19 protein-coding genes are annotated in these 21,000 nt (G+C 62.7%); 10 read left to right on the top strand and 9 right to left on the bottom strand.

From position 1 onward, the window contains the following. Positions 1-250: 250 nt before the first annotated feature. A complete protein-coding gene (locus ACTHNE_RS04820) occupies positions 251-1,834 on the bottom strand; it encodes an inorganic phosphate transporter (RefSeq protein WP_324941348.1) in 1,584 nt (527 codons plus the stop codon). 185 nt (positions 1,835-2,019) lie between these two features. Continuing rightward, positions 2,020-2,520, bottom strand: coding sequence for a periplasmic heavy metal sensor (locus tag ACTHNE_RS04815; protein WP_324941346.1), 501 nt, complete (start codon positions 2,518-2,520; stop codon positions 2,020-2,022). A gap of 169 nt (positions 2,521-2,689) precedes the next feature. Here ACTHNE_RS04815 and ACTHNE_RS04810 point away from each other — a divergent pair, with 169 nt between their 5' ends. Further along, on the top strand, positions 2,690-3,385 hold the full coding sequence (locus ACTHNE_RS04810; RefSeq protein WP_324941342.1) for a response regulator transcription factor: 696 nt from the start codon (positions 2,690-2,692) through the stop codon (positions 3,383-3,385). Further along, positions 3,382-4,764 carry a sensor histidine kinase gene (locus ACTHNE_RS04805; RefSeq protein ID WP_440268670.1) on the top strand — a complete coding sequence of 461 codons (1,383 nt, stop codon included), beginning with the start codon at positions 3,382-3,384 and terminating at the stop codon, positions 4,762-4,764. Before ACTHNE_RS04810 ends, ACTHNE_RS04805 begins: the two co-directional genes overlap by 4 nt. Before the next feature lie 10 nt (positions 4,765-4,774). On the opposite strand, the gene ACTHNE_RS04800 is transcribed toward ACTHNE_RS04805, so the two are convergent. After that, positions 4,775-5,158 (bottom strand): VOC family protein, encoded by a 384-nt coding sequence (locus ACTHNE_RS04800; RefSeq protein ID WP_324941337.1) that lies wholly within the window; start codon positions 5,156-5,158, stop codon positions 4,775-4,777. 216 nt (positions 5,159-5,374) lie between these two features. On the opposite strand from ACTHNE_RS04800, the gene ACTHNE_RS04795 reads away from it, so the two are divergent. After that, positions 5,375-6,832 carry an NAD-dependent succinate-semialdehyde dehydrogenase gene (locus ACTHNE_RS04795; protein WP_440268669.1) on the top strand — a complete coding sequence of 486 codons (1,458 nt, stop codon included), beginning with the start codon at positions 5,375-5,377 and terminating at the stop codon, positions 6,830-6,832. Between the two features lie 120 nt (positions 6,833-6,952). Here ACTHNE_RS04795 and ACTHNE_RS04790 read toward each other — a convergent pair whose 3' ends face one another. Beyond that, positions 6,953-7,429 carry a winged helix-turn-helix transcriptional regulator gene (locus ACTHNE_RS04790; protein ID WP_324937376.1) on the bottom strand — a complete coding sequence of 159 codons (477 nt, stop codon included), beginning with the start codon at positions 7,427-7,429 and terminating at the stop codon, positions 6,953-6,955. Positions 7,430-7,520: 91 nt separating this feature from the next. Here ACTHNE_RS04790 and ACTHNE_RS04785 point away from each other — a divergent pair, with 91 nt between their 5' ends. Further along, positions 7,521-8,441 carry an alpha/beta fold hydrolase gene (locus ACTHNE_RS04785; protein WP_324937379.1) on the top strand — a complete coding sequence of 307 codons (921 nt, stop codon included), beginning with the start codon at positions 7,521-7,523 and terminating at the stop codon, positions 8,439-8,441. A gap of 288 nt (positions 8,442-8,729) precedes the next feature. On the opposite strand, the gene ACTHNE_RS04780 is transcribed toward ACTHNE_RS04785, so the two are convergent. From ACTHNE_RS04780 to pdhA, 3 genes are all read right to left on the bottom strand, one after another. Next, complete coding sequence (locus tag ACTHNE_RS04780; RefSeq protein ID WP_440268668.1) at positions 8,730-10,112, bottom strand: dihydrolipoamide acetyltransferase family protein; 1,383 nt, start codon at positions 10,110-10,112, stop codon at positions 8,730-8,732. A 139-nt stretch (positions 10,113-10,251) separates the two neighbouring features. After that, a complete protein-coding gene (locus ACTHNE_RS04775) occupies positions 10,252-11,232 on the bottom strand; it encodes an alpha-ketoacid dehydrogenase subunit beta (protein ID WP_324936845.1) in 981 nt (326 codons plus the stop codon). 3 nt (positions 11,233-11,235) lie between these two features. Then, the gene (gene pdhA, locus ACTHNE_RS04770; RefSeq protein ID WP_324936844.1) at positions 11,236-12,321 is read right to left on the bottom strand and encodes a pyruvate dehydrogenase (acetyl-transferring) E1 component subunit alpha; all 1,086 of its coding nucleotides are present in this window, start codon (positions 12,319-12,321) and stop codon (positions 11,236-11,238) included. Positions 12,322-12,591: 270 nt separating this feature from the next. Between pdhA and ACTHNE_RS04765 the strand changes: the two genes are divergently transcribed. Both ACTHNE_RS04765 and ACTHNE_RS04760 read left to right on the top strand, forming a co-directional pair. Further along, on the top strand, positions 12,592-13,440 hold the full coding sequence (locus tag ACTHNE_RS04765) for a tryptophan 2,3-dioxygenase (protein WP_324936842.1): 849 nt from the start codon (positions 12,592-12,594) through the stop codon (positions 13,438-13,440). Between the two features lie 244 nt (positions 13,441-13,684). Then, positions 13,685-15,193 (top strand): peptide MFS transporter, encoded by a 1,509-nt coding sequence (locus ACTHNE_RS04760; RefSeq protein ID WP_324936840.1) that lies wholly within the window; start codon positions 13,685-13,687, stop codon positions 15,191-15,193. 60 nt (positions 15,194-15,253) lie between these two features. Here the strand turns inward: ACTHNE_RS04760 and ACTHNE_RS04755 are convergent, their stop codons facing one another. Next, entirely contained in the window at positions 15,254-15,727 is a 474-nt protein-coding gene (locus tag ACTHNE_RS04755; RefSeq protein ID WP_324936838.1) for a MarR family winged helix-turn-helix transcriptional regulator, read from the bottom strand. 113 nt (positions 15,728-15,840) lie between these two features. On the opposite strand from ACTHNE_RS04755, the gene hppD reads away from it, so the two are divergent. From hppD to tpx, 4 genes are all read left to right on the top strand, one after another. Beyond that, positions 15,841-16,935 (top strand): 4-hydroxyphenylpyruvate dioxygenase, encoded by a 1,095-nt coding sequence (gene hppD, locus ACTHNE_RS04750; RefSeq protein ID WP_440268667.1) that lies wholly within the window; start codon positions 15,841-15,843, stop codon positions 16,933-16,935. Between the two features lie 166 nt (positions 16,936-17,101). Further along, positions 17,102-18,403: a homogentisate 1,2-dioxygenase gene (gene hmgA, locus ACTHNE_RS04745; RefSeq protein WP_414649682.1), complete on the top strand. Its 1,302-nt coding sequence runs from the start codon at positions 17,102-17,104 to the stop codon at positions 18,401-18,403. Positions 18,404-18,458: 55 nt separating this feature from the next. Next, a complete protein-coding gene (locus tag ACTHNE_RS04740) occupies positions 18,459-19,439 on the top strand; it encodes a fumarylacetoacetate hydrolase family protein (RefSeq protein WP_324936834.1) in 981 nt (326 codons plus the stop codon). Positions 19,440-19,606: 167 nt separating this feature from the next. Further along, on the top strand, positions 19,607-20,107 hold the full coding sequence (tpx, locus tag ACTHNE_RS04735) for a thiol peroxidase (RefSeq protein ID WP_324936832.1): 501 nt from the start codon (positions 19,607-19,609) through the stop codon (positions 20,105-20,107). Positions 20,108-20,152: 45 nt separating this feature from the next. Here the strand turns inward: tpx and ACTHNE_RS04730 are convergent, their stop codons facing one another. Then, positions 20,153-20,944: a hypothetical protein gene (locus ACTHNE_RS04730; RefSeq protein WP_440268666.1), complete on the bottom strand. Its 792-nt coding sequence runs from the start codon at positions 20,942-20,944 to the stop codon at positions 20,153-20,155. Between the last annotated feature and the right edge of the window lie 56 nt (positions 20,945-21,000).

Below are 21,000 nucleotides of genomic sequence, written 5' to 3'. Positions count from 1 at the left end.
CGGTGGCGATTAGGGATTTGCGCACATGAGACAGGTTACGCATTGGCAATCTCCTTAAGAGCTGTGGACTGCCTGCGAAGCGCAGGCAGGCGCATCGCTATCGATCCACCTGCACATGGCAACAGGGCAGGCGTGAAGCCTGCGTTGCAAAAAGTCGAGGACGGTTGCGACGGTTCAGTGATGTGGTGGTGCTGCCAACCGATTGTTTCCCAACCGTTGCGCATCCAATCCAGAGCCGTGTTCGAGCGGTTCAGAACACATGCTTGAGCCCAATGAACAGTCCGCCTGCCAGCACGATCGACGCCGGCAGCGTCAGTACCCAGGCCATCAGCAGATTGCGCACCGTGCTCCACTGCAGGCCCGAGCCGTTCGCCGCCATCGTGCCGGCCACGCCGGAAGTGAGCACGTGCGTAGTACTGACGGGCAGGTGATACATGTCGGCGGCCTGGATCAGGCCCATCGCCACCAGTTCCGCGGAGGCGCCCTGGGCGTAGGTGAGGTGCTCCTTGCCGATGCGTTCGCCGACCGTGACCACGATGCGCTTCCAGCCGACCATCGTGCCCAGCCCCAAGGCCAGCGCGACCGCCACCTTCACCCACGCCGGAATGAACTGGGTGGCCTTCACGCCAAGCCCGCGCCAGGTGGTGAGCGTATTGGTTTGTTCACCGCTCAGACCCGTTTGTGACAGCACCAGCGGAATGGCGGCATTGGCCAGATAGATGTCGTTGCGCACGTTGCCCATCTGTTCCTGTGGCACCGCACGCAGCGAAGAGCGATTGCCGACCTGCCGATCGATTTGCGCCATCAGCGCCGCCAGCGCCGGCACCGTATCGGGCAGCAGCTTGCGTTGCTGGAGCGCCGCGGTGACCCGATCGCGCGGGTTGCCATCGACCTGTGCACCGTGATCGATCGCGTTCAATACCTGCTGCGCCTCCACGGAAACCTGATGGAACGTCTTCACCTGATTGCCGGACACGGCGCCGTTGAGCGCATAAGCGGTAGGAACCGTGCCGATCAGGATCAGCATGATCAGACCCATGCCCTTCTGGCCATCGTTGGAGCCGTGGCTGAAACTCACGCCGGTACAAGTAAGCACCAGCAAAAGGCGAATCGGCCACGGCGGCGGCTTGCGCCCTTCCGGTGCACGGTAGAGCGCGGGAATCTTGATCAGCGCCTTGAGCAACAGCATCAACAGGCCGGCCAGCAAGAAACCGGCGATCGGCGAAAAAACCAGGCCCCTCAACACGCCGAAGGCGGCGTTCCAGTCCACGCCGCTGGTGCCGCTTTTCACCGCGGTGAACTGATTGGCGAGGCCCACGCCGATGATCGACCCGATCAGCGTATGCGAGGAAGAATTGGGCAGCCCGAAATACCAGGTACCGAGGTTCCACACGATGGCCGCAAACAGCAGCGCGAACACCATCGCAAAGCCAGCGCCGCTTCCTACCTGCAGGATGAGCTCGACCGGCAATAGCGATACCACCGTGAACGCTACCGCGCCGGACGAATTGAGCACGCCGAGAAAATTGAAGATACCCGACCAGATCACCGCCAGGTTGGCCGGCAGCGAATGCGTGTAGATCACCGTGGCCACCGCATTGGCCGTGTCGTGAAAGCCGTTGACGAATTCGAAGCCCAGCGCGATCAGCAACGCGACGCCCAGCAAGACAAACGGTGTGGCCGAATGCGAGCGGACGATGGAAAGATCATCCACCAGATGCAAGCCCGCGTATGCGGCGCCCGCCAGCAGGATCAAGCCGAAGATGATGGCGAACACGCGCCCGGAACCCTGGGTGGTGGTGGCGGTACTGGCTACAGCGGCTTCCGTCTGCATAAGCGTGCCCTCGGAGGTCAGCCCGGGGAAAGCTAAGCGCTATGCACGACAAACACGTGACAGCCGGCTTGATCGAAACGTGAAGAAACCGTGGTGCCAAAAAAAGCGATCGCCGCGCTGCGGCGATCGCCAGATGCGGTCAGGACATTCGCCTGACATCCGCTAACGGTTTTTTTAGTTGTGGATTACTGGGCGGAGCCCGCACTTGCCGGCAGCGGATGTTCCGCCTTGAACTGTTGCCACTGTGCCTTGCGCGCCGCGAACGCCGCCTTCTGGGTGGCGTACTGGCTCTGCTGCGCAGCGTTCAGCACGCTGTTGTAGATCTGCGCCGTGACAGCGGCACGGGCGGTGATGCGTGCGCTGGTGAGATTGGCTTCCGCCTGTGCCAGGCTGGCCGCCGCCGACTGGTAGTTGGACGCGCTCGGCGACAAGGCTTCGAAAGCTTCGCGCTGCTGGCGCACGGCTTGTTCCTGCGTCTTCAGCGTCGCAAAACTTTGCCGGACGATCTGCTTGACCTGCGCCTTCTGCGCGTCGGTGAGATTCAGGCCGCGCATGGCCATCATCCCTTCGGCGTGATGGTCGCGCGGACCCGCGCCGAATCCGCCGTCGCCCGGGCCGGCAAAGGCCAGCGCGGAAACGCCGAAGGCGGCCGAAAGCGCGAGGGAAAGCATCATGGATGTACGCATGGTGAGGCTCCTGCTTGGGTGAGGGATTGCGGTAACTATTGGAAAGCAGGGGCGGGTTGAAGATCTTTGCCGTGGCGTAAAGAAGGGTAAAGTCAGCCTGCTGCAAGCGACACGTCGGCGGTTTGCGGTTGTCATGCGATAGTAAGACCTACTGCCGATGGCTACCTGCATGTCCCGGATCCTGATTGGTGATGACGATCGCGAGCTGTGCGCACTGCTCGCCGAATACTTGCGCCGCGAAGGCTTGCAGGTGGATGTCGTGCACGACAGCGAGAGCGTGCTGGCACGGTTGCGCGATCCGGCGTTGCGGCCGGACCTGTTGATTCTCGACGTGATGATGCCGGGCCGCAGCGGCCTGGATACCTTGCGCGACTTGCGTGCGCAACATCGCCTGCCGGTGATCATGTTGTCGGGGCGCGGCGAACCGGTGGACCGCGTGGTCGGGTTGGAACTCGGCGCGGACGATTATCTTTCCAAACCCTGCCTGCCGCGCGAATTGCTGGCGCGCGTGCGCGCACAATTGCGGCGCCACACGGTGGAGAGCGTGGGCGAACTGAGCACAGGCGTGCTTCGTCTGCTGCCTGGCGAACGGCGCGCCTATGCCGGCGAACAGGAGCTCAATCTCACCGGCGCGGAATTCGCCCTGCTATTGATGCTGGTGCAACGCGCGGGCGAAGTGATCGACAAGACCTCGCTCACGCGCGTGGCGCTGGGACGCGAGCTGGAACGCTTCGATCGCAGCATCGACGTGCATGTCAGCCGGCTTCGCCACAAGCTGGCGGAAGCCTCGAGCCAGGCGCCGCGTATCGATTCGGTGCGTGGCGCAGGTTATGTGCTTGTGCCCAACAGCGTGACGCAGGCATGACCAGCTTCAACAGTCCGTTCCGTAGCCCGCTGTTCTGGCGCTTGCTCATCTCGGTATGCATCGCCAACGTGCTGGTGCTGATGTTGGGCGGATTGCTTACGCGCAGCTTTATCGCCTATTCGATGCAGCAGGCGTTCGACTGGCCGGCGCTGGCGCAAGCCGCCAACCAGGCCTACGAAAAAGGCGGGCACGATGGCCTGGACGCCTGGGTCAGGCAACAGCGCGAGCAAGGTGTGGATGCCACGCTGTACGAAAACGGTGAGCCGTTGCGCGAGATCCGCATGCCGACGACGATCCGCCACACGCTTCCGGATTGGCTGTCTTCCGGACACGACATCGCGTTGAACCCATGGCCGGGCTTCTATATCGCCGTGCAGAACGTGAGCGGCAGCGACGGCCACGTTAGGCAGATGGTCGCCGTAAGCAGCGCGCGCAGCCGCGTGCCGCCACGCACGCGCGAGAAGATTCTGCTGATCGTGGAATGGCTGCTGTCGTTGCTGACGATCGGCATCATCGGCTGGTGGGTGGCGCGCAGCGTATCGCAGCCAGTGGAGGCGATGCGTGCCGCCACGCGCCGGATGGCATCCGGCGAATTCACCACGCGCGTCGAGCAACGGTGGCTCGGCCAGCGCGACGAGCTGGGCCAGCTTGCGCGCGATTTCAACGCCATGGCCGAACGCATCGAGATCCTTGTCGCGCACGAGCGCGGCGTATTGCAGGATCTCTCGCATGAACTGCGTTCACCGCTGGCGCGTCTGCATCTCATTCTGGATCTTGCGCAACACAGCACCCAGCCGGACGAAGCGGCCGCGCATTTCCGGCGCGCCGAAGAGGAGATCGTTCGCATGGATCGCATGACGGCGGAAATGCTGGCGCTGTCGCGGCTGGAAGGCGGGCTGCCAGGCATGCTGCACGAATCTGTTGACCTCACGGAACTGCTCAAGGATCGCGTGGCGGCGGCGCACATCGACGCTGAGGCGCGCGGCATCGTTTTGCAGATGAGCGAGATGGGACCAATGGTGGTGCAAGGCAGCGGTTTGCTGTTGGAGCGTGCGGTGGACAATGTGCTCGCCAATGCGATCAAGTTCAGTCCGGTCAATGGCACGGTGCATATCGGATTGACCGCGCCGGACACGCAGCTTGAACTGCGTGTCCGCGATCATGGTCCGGGCGTGCCACAGGACGAGCTCGATCTGCTGTTTCGTCCGTTTTTCCGCGGCACCAACGCCGCTCAGGCTGGCGGCCATGGCCTGGGCCTGGCGATCGTCCAGCGCGTGATGCAGGCGCACGGCGGCGAGGTGGAGGCGCGTGGCGCGGACGGTGGGGGATTCGAAATCGTCATGCGTTTGCCGATGTACCAGCCAGCCGAAAGCGTCTGATCGGCGCTGATCAATCCCAGCGGTTGAGGTGCGGCCCGAACGTCTTGCGCTGTTTGTGCACGATGCAGAATCGATGGCCGCTTGGCGCCTCCATCACCCACCAGCGGCCGCGCACGTAGGCGATGCGTTTGGCGCCGAGCTTCTCCAGCCGCAGCGCTTCGGCTTCCTGGTCGTCCGTTTCGATGTCCAGGTGCACGCGGCTGGGATGATCCACTTTCTGGAGCAGCATCAGCGGTTCGTCGTCGGCGGTTTCCAGTTCGGCATATTTGCCGTCGCCATCCACGTCCATATTGGCGATGGGCTTGCCCAGCGCCGCGCTCCAGAAGGCGGCGGCCTTGCGAAGGTCGTCGCCCTCGCAGTCGAGTACCAGCGTGCACAGTCTGCTGTGATGCATGATCTGCTCCCTCGTGTGGTCTCGGGCAAGTGTGCCCAGCGCAGCGTGAAGAAGGCGATGTGTTGCGGCGCAGCGGTAAAGATACGAGATCGCTGTAGGCATAACAGTACGCCACATACAGCGATTGCCAGCCGCACATATCGGAATAGATGGACTCACAGGCCCGTCGTGCCCACCGCACAATCGATCTCCGGCAGCATTTCAGACGGCGAAACGATGAACGCAACGGACAGCAAGCAGTTTTACGTCGGCAGTGGTCATTACATCGACGGTCAATGGCGCACGGGCGCGGAAACATATCCCGTCTACAGCCCTGCCACGGGCGACGTCATCACGTATGTAGCCAAAGGTGGCGCCGCCGAGGCGCAGCAAGCCGTCGACGCTGCCGCCCGAGCGTTCCCGGCCTGGCGCGCGCTCACCGCGAAGGAGCGCGCCGGCAAGGTTCGCCGATGGGGCGAGCTGATGCTTGCGCATCGCGATGCATTGGCCGAGCTGCTGTCGCGCGAACAGGGCAAGCCGCTGGCCGAAGCGCGCGGCGAAGTGGTGTATGCCGCGAGCTTTCTGGAGTGGTTTGCGGAAGAAGCCAAGCGCAGCTACGGCGACGTGATTCCAAGTCCGTCCCCTCATTCAAGAATCCTGGTGGTGCGCGAACCGGTGGGCGTGGTCGCCGCGATCACGCCGTGGAATTTCCCGCAGGCGATGATCACGCGCAAGGCCGCTCCCGCATTGGCGGCCGGTTGCACCATGGTGCTGAAGCCGTCCGAAGAAACGCCGCTGTCGGCCTTTGCCCTGGCTGTGCTGGCGGAGCAGGCGGAGATTCCGGCGGGTGTGTTCAATATCGTCTCCGGTGATGCGGTGGCGATCGGCCAGGTGCTCACCGGTTCGGAGATGGTGCGCAAACTGTCGTTCACGGGCTCCACGCGCATTGGCAAGCTGCTGGCTCGCCAGTGTACGGATACGCTGAAGAAGCTGTCGCTTGAACTCGGCGGCAATGCACCGTTCATCGTGTTCGACGACGCCGACCTCGACGCAGCGGTGCGCGGCGCGATGGCATCGAAGTTTCGTAACACCGGCCAGACCTGTGTCTGCGTGAACCGCTTCTACGTGCAAAGCGGCATCTATGATGCCTTCACGCATGCATTGGCGGACGCCGCGCGCAAGCTGCGGGTGGGCGATGCATTGACGGGTGATTTCGAACAAGGCCCACTGATCAACCGGGCGGCGCTCGCCAAAGTACAGCAGCACGTCGAGGATGCAGTAAGCAAAGGCGCCTTGATTCTTGCCGGCGGCAAACCGCACGCGCTCGGCGGTAACTTCTACGAACCCACGGTGTTGGTGGATGCCACGCATGACATGCTGATTGCGCAAGAGGAAACCTTTGGCCCGGTGGCTGCCTGTTTCCGCTTCGATACCGAACAGGAAGCGATCGCCGCCGCGAACGGCACGCCCTTCGGGCTATCGGCCTACTTCTACACGCGCGACATGGCGCGCAGCTGGCGCGTCGCCGAGGCGCTGGAAAGTGGAATGGTCGGCATCAACGAAGGCATCATCTCCACGGAGGTGGCGCCTTTCGGCGGCGTCAAGCAATCGGGCCTGGGCCGTGAAGGTTCCAAGTACGGGCTCGATGAATACGTCGAGTTGAAATACCTCATGTTGGGCGGCTTGCAAGAATGAGGTGAACGACGCGCGCCTCGGGCGGCGGATGCGCTGGGCGCCATGCGCCTGAACGAATGTGTTGAGGCCCGATCGCTCTTTGGCGGGGCACAAGCAACGGCCGCGGATGGACCAGCATGCTCAGGTTTGCCGTTGCGTTCGCCTCGTTCGAACGGGTGGCACCTGTACGACGGTGTCTTCAGGTTTCAATAGCCGGCCGTCTTGCGTGCGTGGCAATAGTCTTTGCACGGGCAAGCCGGTCTTTTTGTGCACCAGTTGCGCGTGAGGTTCATCGCGCTCGAAGAAAAACATCTCACCCCACTGCCTGAGCGCAACCAGGAGCGGAAACAGGCCGCGACCTTTCTCCGTCAGCACGTATTCCTGATGAGCGCTTCCATCCGAAGCGGGCACTGCATCGAGGATGCCGTGAGATATCAGATGACGAAGGCGAGCCGCGAGGATGTTCTTGGCCAGGCCAAGGCTCTTCTGGAATTCCCCGAAGCGACGCAGGCCGCCGAACGCATCGCGCACGATAAGCAGCGACCAGCCGTCGCCGATGGCGTCCATCGGGCGCGCCACGCCGCACAGGGAATTCTCGTGGGTGGTTCGTTTGACCATCGTTCTTCCCGTTGTGAACGGTTGCAAAATAAAACCGCTAGGCCTATAAAGCAAATAGTTTCAATTTGAAACCAACGTCAAGGCCAGGAACATGATCCGATCCGATGCAACGTTCAACGGCACGTATCCGTATGCGCCGCACTTCACTGACGCGCCGGGTTTCCCCATGCACTACGTGGACGAAGGCCCGCGGCAGGGGCAGGTAGTGCTGTGCCTGCATGGCGAACCGACCTGGGGCTATCTGTTTCGACACCTGATTGCTGCCTTGCGCGGCGCATATCGCGTGGTCGTGCCCGATCACATGGGCTTCGGCAAGAGCGCCACGCCGCAGGAGCGCAGCTATTGGCTGCAGGACCATATCGACAATCTCGAGCGCTTCGTGCTGGCGCTGGACCTACGCGACATCACGCTGGTCCTGCACGATTTCGGCGGGCCGGTCGGCATGGGGTTGGCCGCGCGTCACCCGGGTCGCGTACGACGCATCGTCTCCTGCAATGGCCCCACGCCTTTCGGTCAAGCCGATGCGGCCGAACGGCTGAGCGCCAATGCCCAGGTGTCGCCCTGGTTCCAGTGGATACTGAAAGCGTATGCAGAAAACCGGCTGGAAACCGTGCTGGGCGAACTCGGCTACAACATCTTGAGCACGCTCAAGCTCAATGGATTCGAGAACCATGCGCTGATCGACGACACGTGGTTGCGGGCTTATGCGGCGCCTTTTGCCACGCCCGCCGAATGCGCGGGTGCGATCGGTTGGGCCAAGGGCTTCGCTTCCGGCGCGCATCAGATCGAAGTGCCGAGTGTGCGGGCGTTGGATGAAATCAGGTCAAAGCCCGCGCTTGCCGTGTGGGGCTTGGCCGATCGCACCCTGCATGCGGAGCATTTCTTGCCTATGTTCACGGCGCTGTTTCCGCAAGCGACTATCCATAGGCTCGATCGCGTGGGTCATTACTGTTTTGAAGATGCGCCGGAGGCAATCGCCGCGCATATCGCCGCGTTCCTGCAGCAAGCCTAGGTAGGTTGGGGTGCAAACCCGGACGTATCCCCACGTTTTTGCTCGATGATTTCAATAAAATCAGCGAGCTATACACCTTGCACATGATCTTCCAGATTACTGGGCCGTCATTCCCGCTTTCGCGGGAATGACGGCATTTCGGGCACATATGCACCAAACGAAAAAACGTGGGGATATATCAGGGTGCAAACCCCAACGCTGCCATGCACGGGCATTACCATGTTGAGGTTTGCACCCCAACCTACAAAAACGCCCCGCGAAGGGGCGTTGTTGAGGTCGAGAGTGCGATCAGTTGGGTAGCGACAGATCGTCCAGCAACGCCTTGAGGAAACGCGCCGCTTCGCCACCGGTCGCCGCGCGATGATCGAAGGTGAGGCTGATCGGCATGCGGCGGTGTACTTCGATGCCGCCCATCACTGCCACCACGTCGTGGCTGAGCTTGCCGGCGCCGATGATCGCCACGCACGGCGGCACCACCACCGGCGTCGCGTAGCGGCCGGCGAACATACCGAAGTTGGACAGGCTGATGGTGTAGCCGCTCAATTCCGATGCGGGGATCGTGCGCTCTTCCACCTGCGCGCGCAGGCGCTTGATACCGGCGCGGATACCGTTGCCGTCGAGCACGTCGGCGTTACGCAATGCGGGCACGAATAGCCCGTCTTCCGTATCCACGGCGATGCCGATGTCCACGTGCGGATGCCGGGTGCGGGTGAGGTTCTTGCCGTCGAACCAGGCATTGAGCGCGGGCACCGCCTTGCATGCGGCGACGATGGCGCGGATCAGGCGCGCGGTGATGTCCTGCTTGCCGATCCATGCGTGCAGGTCGGCATCGTCCACCAGCGTAGTCGGCACCACGTTGGCGTGTGCTTCGGCCATCACGCGCGCCATGTTGCGGCGAACACCCTTGAGCTGTTCCGGCTGGCCGCTGGCCTGCACGCTCGGTGGCGCCGTGCGTACCGGCTTGCCGGCCAGCGACACGGCGGTACGCGCCGGTTCGGGCTGCGGCAGTTCCGGTGCGAGGTGGCGGCCGGCGGAAGCGGGAACCTCGCGCGGCGGTGCCGCACCGAGTGCTGCAGAGCCGTTCGCCGCAGCGTTTTTCACGTCCTGCATGGTCACCACGCCGTCGGCGCCGGTGCCGCGTACGCGGGTGATGTCCACCTTGAGTTTCTTGGCGAGCGCGCGCACGGCCGGCACGGCCTTCACGCCGCCCACGCTGGAGGCTTGCTCCACGTGCACGTGGCTGCCGCTGACCATGGCGCCGACAACGGTGCCTTCGTCTTCGCGCTCGGCCTTGCCGTTGGCTTCGATCACGCCGCCTTCGTCGGACGCGCTGACCTTCTTCGGTTCAGCCGCCGCGGCTGCAGCGGTTTTCTTGGGGCCGTGGTGATGACCGGTGGATTCGGCTTCGGCACGCTGCTTGGCGTTCGGGTCGGGTTCGAACTCGGCCAGCGCGGCGCCGGTTTCGATCACGTCGCCGGCGGCACCGTGCAGCTTGGCGACCTTGCCCGTGTACGGCGAAGGTACATCGACGACCGCCTTGGCGGTTTCCATCGACACCAGCGGCGCGTCGAGCTTGATCTGATCGCCTTCCTTCACGTGCCACTCGACGATGGTCGCGTCGGGCAGGCCTTCGCCGAGGTCGGGGAGATAGAACGTCTTGATGTTGGCCATGTGTCTTGAATCCGAAGTGAGTGATGAGGCTCGTTGGCCGTAAATCGTCAATCGTGAATCGTCAATCGGAAAAGCGGGAAGTCAATGTGCGAACGATTGCTTTCAACTATTTACGATTCCCGATTGACGATTCGCGCGCTCAGCTTGCTGCCAGCGTACGCTTGGCCGCTTCCACCACGCGCTCCGCGCTCGGCAGGTACTTCATCTCCAGGCGGAACAGCGGAATGTGCGTATCCCAGCCGGTGACGCGCTCGACCGGAGCGAGCAGGTCGTACAGGCATTCCTCGGCGATGCGCGCGGCAATCTCGGCGCCGAAGCCGGCCGTTTTCGGCGCTTCGTGCAGGATCACGCAGCGACCGGTCTTCTGCACCGATTCGGCGATGGTGTCGAAATCCAGCGGCGTGAGCGTAGCCACGTCGATCACTTCGGCGCTGATGCCTTCCTCGGCCAGTGCGTCGGCTGCTTCCAGCGCTTCTTTCACCTGCGCACCCCAGGTGACGATGGTGACGTCGGTGCCATCCCGCAGCACGAAACACACATCGAGCGGCAGTGCTTCGCCGTCGTCCGGCACTTCTTCCTTGTACTGGCGATAGATGCGCTTCGGTTCGAAGAACATCACCGGATCCGGATCGCGGATCGCCGCCAGCAGCAGGCCGTAAGCACGTGCGGGCGATGAAGGCATCACTACACGCAAGCCGGGGATGTTGGTGAACAAATGCTCGTTCGCTTCGGAGTGATGCTCCGGCGCACGAATGCCGCCGCCCCACGGCGCGCGCCATACCGCCGGCACGGTGATGCGCCCGCGCGTGCGGTTGCGCATGCGCGCGGCGTGGCAGGCTATCTGCTCCATCATCGGATAGATAAAGCCTTCGAACTGCGCTTCGGCGACCGGCTTCATGCCGGCGGCGGCGAGGCCCACGGTGACGCCGGCGATGGTGGTTTCGTCTAGCGGCGTATCGAGCACGCGCAGCGCACCGAATTTTTCCTGCAGGCCCTGGGTGGCGCGGAACACGCCGCCGTTCACGCCGACGTCTTCACCCAGCACGACGACGCTTTCGTCGTGGGCCATTTCATACGCAAGGGCCTGAGTGACGGCTTCGATAAGAGTGATCTGTGCCATGGATTAGTGCGCCTTCTTGTCGAGCGAGAGCGCGAGGTCGCGCTGTTTGGCGAGGTCCGCGGGAACTTCGGCGAAGGTGTAGTCGAACATCGCAGTGACGGGCTGGGTCTTGGTCTGCAGGTAGGCGTTGACCTCGTTGTCCATCCATTCGTCGCACTCGGCCTTCCAGGCTTCTTCCTTCTTGTCGTCCCACACTTTCTTGGCGACCAGCCAGTTGCGCAGGCGCTTCATCGGCTCCTTCGCCCAGGCATCCTTCACTTCCTGCTCGCCGCGGTAGCGGCGAGCGTCGTCGGCGGTGGTGTGATCGCTCAGGCGATAGGTGACCAGTTCCAGCACGCTGCCGCCTTCCCCGTTGCGCGCGCGTTCCAGTGCATCTTCCATCGCCTTGCGCACGGCGATGATGTCGTTGCCGTCCACCTGGATGCAGTAGAGGCCGGCGGCGATGCCTTTCTGCGCCAGCGTCGGCGCACCGGACTGGATCTTGCGCGGCACCGAGATCGCCCACTGGTTGTTGACGATCACCGCCACCATCGGCAAGTTTTGCGCGCCGGCGATGTTGATGGCGCCGTAGAAGTCGCCCTTGGACGATCCGCCGTCGCCGATCGTGCACACCGCGACACGCTTTTCGCCGCGAATCTTGAAGGCGAGCGCGGTACCCGCCGCATGCAGGCATTGCGTGGCGATCGGCACGGACCAGGCGAAATCGTGGCGCGCCGGTTCCTTTTGATAGTCGTTGCCGCGCTCGTCGCCGCCCCAGTACATGTACACCTCGCGCGGCTGCACGCCGCGGTAGAGCTGCGCGCCGTATTCACGATAGCTCACGGACAGCACGTCTTCGGGCTTCATGGCGCTGCCGATGCCCACGTGCGAGGCTTCATGGCCGAGGCAGCTTGCGTAGGTGCCGAGCTTGCCGGTGCGCTGCAAGGCCACCGACTTGGCGTCGAATACGCGGGTGGACATCATCAGCTTGTACAGCTCGACCATATGGTCGAGGTCTTTGGTGAACGCGGGCAGATCATCACGAACCTGCTTGCCTTCGGCATCGAGGTACTGCAGATATTCGATTTCAAACTTGGCGGCGATGGACACGACTCGCTCCCGGAAGGGGTAGGGAAAACGTTGCGGGGGGAGGCGCGGCCCATCCAGTGGGGCCGGACGCACTTGAGGATGCTTCGGCTTATTTTACGCGGTCATCACCGGCGCTGTCCGTACAGTCAAAGCAGCCTTTTGGACCCAGACAAACGCCAATTGATAGCAGGCAGGCTTGCTGCGTCGCAAGGTACACTGCAGCATGCGAACCCGTACGTGGATGTTCGCGATAGCGGTTAACATCAATCTTTTTGCGGGTTTGCGGGCGTCATGACGGATAACCAGCGGGACCTCGAAGCCGGTATCGAGCTGGACTTGAGCGGCCGGATGACCTATGGCGGTTATCTGCGCCTGGATCAACTGCTTAGCGCCCAGCAACCGGTAACCGAACCGCCGCATCACGATGAGATGCTGTTCATCGTGATGCACCAGGTGGCCGAGCTGTGGATGAAGCTGGCGATCCACGAGCTGAAGGCGGCGGTCGCGCACCTGCGTATCGACGACGTGAACGAGTGCCTGAAAATTCTTGCGCGCGTCAAGCACGTGCAACGGCAGCTGTTCGAGCAATGGGCGGTGCTGGAAACGCTGACGCCGTCGGAGTACCTGGAATTTCGCGATGCGCTCGGTTCGTCGTCGGGATTCCAGTCGCTGCAGTACCGCATGATCGAGTTCATGCTGGGCAACAAGAATGCGCAGATGCTCAAGGTGTTCGATTACGACCCGGCAGCACAGGGCCAGTTGCGCGAAGTGCTGGAAGCACCGGGCTTGTACGACGAATTCCTGCGCTATCTCGCGCGTCACGGCCACGACGTGCCGGCGGCGCGGCTGGAGCGCGACTGGACCGAAGCATATCAACGCCACGAAGGCTTGTTGCCGGTGTTCAAGCGTATCTATGAGCAGCGCGCGGCGTTCTGGCCGGAATACCACATGTGCGAGCAATTGGTGGACGTGGAAGAGAGTTTCCAGCTCTGGCGTTTCCGCCATATGAAAACGGTGGAGCGCATCATCGGACACCGGCGCGGCACGGGTGGTTCCTCGGGCGTGGCGTTCCTGAGGAAGGCGCTGGAGCTGGAATTCTTTCCCGAGTTGCTCGACGTGCGAACCATACTCGGCAGCTAGTCAGGCGAAGATGTCCAGTAGGTTGGGTTAGCGCAGCGTAACCCAACGTTTTCGCAGACTTTGTTGGGTTACGCTGCGCTAACCCAACCTACGCACTACAAGCGGGCGAGGCGAAGACCCAACGTATCTTGTGCCGAATTCGGCTTTGTTCGCAGCGATAACAGCTGAAGTTGCTGCGTTGCGTTTGACTTCCACGCACTCAGCCCGTTACATCTTCGAAAATCCAATTCAAGGGGAAACCTGCGTGAACCAGCCTTCCGAAGCCGGCGTTCAGACCACGCCCGACTTTCCGCAGCTGTTCGGTCATCCGCGCCCGCTGTGGATGCTGTTCATGACAGAGTTCTGGGAACGCTTCGCCTACTACAGTCTCAGCTGGGTGTTGGCGCTGTATGCGGTGGCGCAGTTCTACAACGGCGATCCGACCGGGCAGGGCTGGGCCAGCAGCATCTTCGGTGCCTACGTGGCGCTGGCATTTGCCTTCGGTGTGTTCGGTGGCTACGTCGCCGACAAGATCATCGGCTATCAGCGTTCGATCCTGCTTGGCGCGGTGGTCATGTCAGCGGGCCTGTTCGTGTTGATGATCCCCAGCCGAGAGGCCTTGCTGTTCGGCCTGGCGATGGTGATCGTGGGCGATGCCCTGTTCAAGCCGAACATCTCCTCGATGGTCGGACAGCTATACCCGCCCGGTGACGAACGTCGCGACCGCGGCTTTACGCTGTTCTACATGGGCATCAACTGCGGCGCGTTTCTGGCGCCATTGATCACCGGCTGGATGGCCAGCTATTTCACCAAGACCCCGCTGCAGCAGAACTTCCGCATCGTATTTGCGGCGGCGGGCGTGGGCATGCTTTTGAGCCTGCTGTGGTTCTGGTTCGGGCGGCGTAGCCTGCGCGGCGTGGGGCGCCCGGCACCAGGTAGCGAAAGCCGTATGCGTGTGCTGCAAGTGGTGGTTGGCGTGGCGATCGCCGTGCCGGTGACGTATCTGCTGCTCGCCAAACTGGGCGCCGTAGGCCTGCAATGGGTGATGGGCGTGCTGTTCGTCGGCATGGTGGTGGTGCTGATCGCCGAAGCTCTGCGTCATGATCGTGTGCAGCTCCATCGCGTGATCGCCATGCTGATCATCTTCGCCTTCAACGTGCTGTTCTGGGTGTTCTATTACCTCTTCGGCACCACCTTCAATTTCCTGGCGGAAAACCTGGTGGATCGACAGATGTTCGGTGGCTGGATGTTCCCGGTTGGCTGGTTCCAGGCCATGACGCCGCTGTGGGTGGTCGCGCTGGCGCCGGTCACCGCGCTGGCCTGGGGCTGGTTGGCCAAGCGCCATAAGGAGCCGTCCATTCCGCGCAAGTTCGGCCTCGGCCTGATCTTCGAGGGCGTCGGCTTCATCAGCCTGATCTATGCGTTGTCGCACCTGCTCGACAGTCGCGGGCTGATTCCGTTCTGGCCGTTGGCCATGTGCTACCTGTTTCAGTCAGTGGGCGAGCTGTGCCTGTCGCCGATCGGCCTGTCGATGGTGACCAAGCTGGCGCCGCCGCGTTTGGTGGGGCTGGGCCTGGGCGGGTGGTTTCTCTCCACCGCGTTGGGTGGAAACCTGTCCGGCATGCTGGCCTCGCATATCAGCGGCGCCACCGGCATGACCGCGGCGTCGGCGCTCAGCGGCTTCACCTTCTGCTTCTACGTGCTGGCCGGCTCAGGCGTGCTGCTGCTGCTGATCTCGCCCTTGGTAAACCGATTGATGCATGGGGTGAAGTAGGTTGGGGTGCCAACCCCAACATCGCTAGATCAATAGATACGTTGGGGTTTACACCCCAACCTACGCACCCTGGCCGCCTAGCAGCTTGTCCAGGATGCGCGTCAGCCATTGCTGTTCTTCCGTATCCAGCTTGGCCAGCACCTCGCGTTCGTGCGCACGCGCCATCGGCGCGATGTCGTCGTGCATGATCCAGCCCGCTTCGGTCAGGCTCAGCACCGAGCGGCGCTTGTCGCCGCCATGGGTTTCGCGATGCACGCGGCCGGCCTCCACCAGGCGGGCAAGCGCGCGGCTGACGGCCACCTTGTCCATCGCCGTGCGCTCGGCCACTTCACGCGCCGACAGCCCGTGGAAGCGGGCCAGCACCGCCATCACGCGCCACTCGGTCATGCTGAGGTCGTAGCGGCGCTGGTAGTCGTTCGCGATCGCCTGGCTCACCGTGTTCGACAGAATCGACAGCCGATAAGGCAGGAAGCGCTCCAGTTCCAGGGGGGCGTGTTCGGCTCCGGCGGGGGCGGGCTTGCGCGGATGGGACATTGTGGCGGTGTTCCTTGCAATTAGTTGCAGTTGTAACTATAACATTGGGCTGATTCCGATGGTGGCACGCTGGCTGCGCCTCCATCGCGTACGAACTATGTCAGGAGAGCGCCATGAACGCCCAGCCCAACCTCGGCATGCACGTCACCACCTTCGAGAACCCCATGGGCATCAACGGATTCGAATTCGTTGAGTTTGCCGCGCCGGCGGGCCGAAGCGGCGAACTGCATAGGTTATTCCAGAACATGGGTTTTACGGCGGTGCTCAAGCACAAGCGCCGGCCGATCACGGTATACCGCCAGGGCGACGTCAACTTCCTGGTCAACGAAGATCCGGATTCCTTCGCCGCCGACTTCGCCGCCAAGCACGGCCCCTGCGCATGCGGCTTCGCCATCCGCTTCAAGCAGCCCGCCAGCGAGGTGCTGAAGAAAGTGCTGGCCAACGGCGGCGAAGCGCCGGCCGACAAGGCCGACACCAAGGCGGCGAACGCGCCGGTGGTGAAGGGCATCGGCGATTGCATGCTCTATCTGGTGGATCGCTATGGCGACCACGACAGCATCTACGATGCCGACTACGCGCCGATCCCGGGCGTGGATCAGCATCCACGCGGGTTCGGCCTCACCTTCATCGACCACCTTACGCACAACCTGTACTTCGGCAACATGCAGAAGTGGTCCGATTACTACGAGCGCCTGTTCAACTTCCGCGAGATCCGCTACTTCGACATCAAGGGCGCCAAGACTGGCCTGGTGTCCAAGGCGATGACCGCACCCGATGGCATCGTGCGCATTCCGCTCAACGAATCGAACGACCCGAAGAGCCAGATCAACGAATACCTCGACGCGTACCATGGCGAAGGCATCCAGCACATCGCGTGCTTCACCGACGACATCTACGAAACGGTGGAAGCGATGCGCGCCAAGGGCGTGGCATTTCTGGACACGCCCGATACGTATTTCGACGTGATCGACCAGCGCATTCCCAACCACGGCGAAGACGTGGCGCGGCTGGCGAAGAACAAGATCCTGATCGACGCCGATCCGGAAACCAAGCAGCGCAAGCTGCTGCAGATCTTCACGCAGAACAACATCGGCCCGATCTTCTTCGAGATCATCCAGCGCAAGGGCAACGAGGGCTTCGGCGAAGGCAACTTCCAGGCGCTGTTCGAATCGATCGAGCGTGATCAGATGCGGCGCGGCGTGCTGTGAGCTACCCCTTCTCCCCAGCGGGGAGAGGGTTGGGGTGAGGGGGCAAGACTTGCCTTGAGCTTCAACGAAACCTCGCTCCGCTTTTCCTTCTATGCAAGATTGGCCCCGCACCCCAGTCCTCTGCCCGTAGGGAGAGGGAGTAAATAAACCAGCAAGAGTGACGTTCATGATGCAATCGAACGGCTACCAATCCGGCTTCGGCAACGAATTGGCCAGCGAGGCGATCGCGGGCGTGTTGCCGGTCGGCCAGAATTCGCCGCAGCGGGTGGGGCATGGCCTGTATGCCGAACAGCTTTCCGGCACCGCCTTCACCGCGCCGCGCCACGGCAACCGCCGCAGCTGGCTGTATCGCATTCGCCCGGCGGCGATGCACAAGCCGTTCGAACCGCGCGCGCATGCTGCGTTTCACAACCGTTTCGACGAAGCGCCGGCGACGCCCAATCAACTGCGCTGGGACCCATGGCCGATGCCGACGCAGCCGACGGATTTCGTCGATGGCCTGGTGACGCTCGCCGGCAACGGCGGTCCGGCCGAGCAGGCCGGTTGCGGTATCCATATCTACGTTGCGAATCGCTCGATGCAGGGTCGATTCTTCTACGATGCCGACGGCGAGCTGCTGATCGTGCCGCAGCTTGGCCGCCTGCACATCGCGACCGAACTGGGCGTGCTGGAGGTCAAGCCGCTGGAGATCGCGGTGATCCCGCGCGGCGTTCGCTTTCGGGTGGAACTGGTGGATGGCGAAGCGCGCGGCTATGTCGCCGAAAACTTCGGTGCGCTGTTGCGCTTGCCGGATCTGGGCCCCATCGGCGCCAACTCGATGGCGCTGCCGCGCGACTTCCTCGCGCCGCATGCCGCCTATGAAGACGCGGAAGGCGATTTCGAGCTGATCGCAAAATTCCAGGGCGCATTGTGGAAGGCGAGCATTGACCACTCGCCGCTGGACGTGGTGGCCTGGCACGGCAACTACACACCCTACAAATACGATCTCACGCGTTTCAACACGATCGGCTCGATCAGCGTGGATCATCCCGATCCGTCCATCTTCACCGTACTGACCTCGCCCAGCGACACGCCCGGCACCGCGAATGTGGACTTCGTTATTTTCCCGCCGCGCTGGCTGGTGGCCGAACACACATTCCGCCCGCCGTATTTCCATCGCAACGTCGCCAGCGAATTCATGGGCCTGATCGAAGGCGTGTACGACGCCAAGGCCGGCGGCTTCGCGCCCGGCGGCGCCAGCCTGCACAACTGCATGAGCGGGCATGGTCCGGACGCGGCGAGCTTCGAGAAGGCAAGCGCGGCTGACGTCAGCAAACCGGATCACCTCACCGGCACCATGGCTTTCATGTTCGAAACGCGCAAGGTGATCCATCCGACGCGGCAGGCGCTCGACGCGCCGCAGTTGCAGCATGATTACTACCAATGCTGGCAGGGCATCGCCAAGCATTTCGACCCGAAACAAGCGTGAAACGCGCACATTGATGACATGAAGGTTGCTCGCAATGCAGCCGACGGAGTGAAGCATGAAATTGGGCAGTCTCAAGGAGGGCGGCCGTGATGGCACGCTGATCGTGGTAAGCCGCGATTTGCAGCACGCGGTCACGGCCACCGGTATCGCAGCGACCATGCAGGCCGCGCTGGACGATTGGTCGAATACCGCGCCGCGCTTGAACGCTTTATCCGATGCGCTCAACGCAGGCCAGGCGACGGGTGCCTTTGCGCTGGACATGGCCGCATTGGCCGCGCCGTTGCCGCGCGCCTATGAATTCGTCGACGGCAGTGCGTATCTGCCGCACGTCGAACGCGTGCGTCGTGCGCGTGGTGCGGAAGTGCCCGAATCCTTCTACGTCGATCCTTTGATGTACCAGGCGACCAGCGCGGGTTTTCTCGGGCCCCGCGACGCGGTCGTGGTGCCGAGCGAGGAATACGGCATCGACCTGGAAGCGGAAGTCGTGGTCATCACCGACGACGTGCCGATGGCGGTGACGGCCGAACAGGCGGCGGGCTATATCCAGCTCGTCGGGCTGGTCAATGACGTGAGCCTGCGCAATCTGATTCCCGGGGAACTGGCCAAGGGTTTCGGCTTCCTGCAATCGAAGCCGCGCTCGGCGCTATCGCCCGTGTTCGTCACGCCGGATGAACTGGGCGATGCGTGGCAGGGTGAAAAGTTGCACCTGCCCATGCGCACCTGGCTCAACGGCAAGTGGTTCGGCGAGGCCGAGTGCGGCGTAGATATGCAATTCAACTTCGCGCAACTGGTGGCGCACGCAGCCAAGACCCGGCCGCTTACTGCCGGCACCATCGTGGGTTCGGGCACCATCGCCAACGAGGACACCAGCAAGGGTGCATCCTGCCTGGCCGAGCAGCGCACGGTAGAAACCTTGCGTGACGGCAAACCGAGCACGCCGTTCCTGGCATTCGGCGATACGCTGCGCATCGAGGTTACCGACAAGCAGGGGGCCTCGATCTTCGGCGCCATCGAGCAGCGTATTGCGTCGTTGTAGGTTGGGGTGCAAACCCCAACTTCGTGAGACACGTGCGCATGACAATGTTGGGGTTTGCACCCCAGCCTACGATGGTCGGCGTCATGCGTATCGATATGAGCAGGTGACGCACGACGACATCGGCGTTATCTTCGGGCGATTCCTCTCACAGACGCCAGGAGATACGCATGTCCCAAGTCACTCTCAAGGGTAATCCAGTCCAAGTCGATGGCCAGCTACCGGCCACCGGCAGCAAGGCGCCAGCCTTCAACCTGGTCGCCAAGGATCTTGCCGACGTGTCGCTCGCCAGCTTCAACGGCAAGCGCAAGGTGTTGAATATCTTTCCCAGCGTCGACACGCCCACCTGCGCCATGTCTGTGCGCAAGTTCAACGAAAAGGCCAGCCAGCTCAGCAACACTGTGGTGCTGTGCATCTCGGCCGATCTGCCTTTTGCGCAAGCGCGCTTCTGTGGCGCCGAGAGTTTGAGCAACGTGGTCACGTTGTCGACGCTTCGCGGCCATGATTTCCTGAAGAACTACGGCGTCGCGATCGCGTCCGGCCCGCTGGCCGGTCTCGCCGCGCGTGCAGTCGTAGTGCTGGACGAGCAGGATAAGGTGCTGCACACCGAGCTGGTCGGCGAGATCGCCAACGAGCCGAATTACGGCGCGGCGTTGCAGGCGCTTAACTGACCGGCTTCGACGTGCGCCGCGCCAGGTGCGGTGCACGTCGCGCCATCAATGCCGGGTGGTCGTGCGGTAGCGGCGGTCGTCCATCATGACCGGCATCCAGCCGTAGCGAAGGGCCTGGCCGGTGCCGGGCTTCACCCTAAGGCTCGCCGCGTACTCGTGCATCATCGCCGCGAGCTCGGGACGCGGCATCGCGTCGACCACGCGTACGTCCGACACCGAACCATCGGGCCGAAACGCCACGATGAAATCGGCGATGCCGGCTTCGGGAAGACGCTCGTCCAGAGCGGGCTTGTAGCGATGACGCGAGGTACTCGGATGCAACTGGTCGAGGCTTGATTCTTCTTGCATGCCCACGCGGATGCTTGCGTCGTACGCGGCGACGAAGCTGTCCACGTCCTTCATGATCGCGGGCATTTGTGCATCGCCGATGTGTTCCATGATCCGTTGGATCAGCTCGCCGGCGTAGCTTTGCCGGTCTTGCTTGTCCGTTTTGGATTGCAGGGCGTAATGGGCGTAGATTTGCGCCCAGTTCATCGCCTCGCGGTATTGGCCTTGGGTCAGTTTCAGTTCCGCCATCTTCGCCATCGCCAGCATGCTGCCGCGGATGGCGGCATTGCCCAGATACAGGCTGGCCTTGGCCAGATCCTGTTGCACGGGGGAATCGGTGGCGTGCTGGCCCATGTGATAGAGCGAACCGAGCATGTACAGCGCATGGGCGTCGTTGCTTTGTGCCGCTTTCGCTTCCAGATCGGCCAGCATGCGCTGGCGCTCGGCGAGCGGAACGTCATGGTCAAGTACCCGTGCCCACGCTGTATCGAGCGCGGGGTTCATGTTCACGGCCGAGGATATATCTGGTGTCGTCGTGGAATCCGCAGCAGCCATACTGCCGTATG

The sequence above is a fragment of the Dyella sp. genome (assembly GCF_051954575.1).
Taxonomy (GTDB): Bacteria; Pseudomonadota; Gammaproteobacteria; order Xanthomonadales; family Rhodanobacteraceae; genus Dyella_B.
Note: the sequence above shows the minus strand (reverse complement) of the source record. Positions and strands in the feature narration are given on the sequence as shown.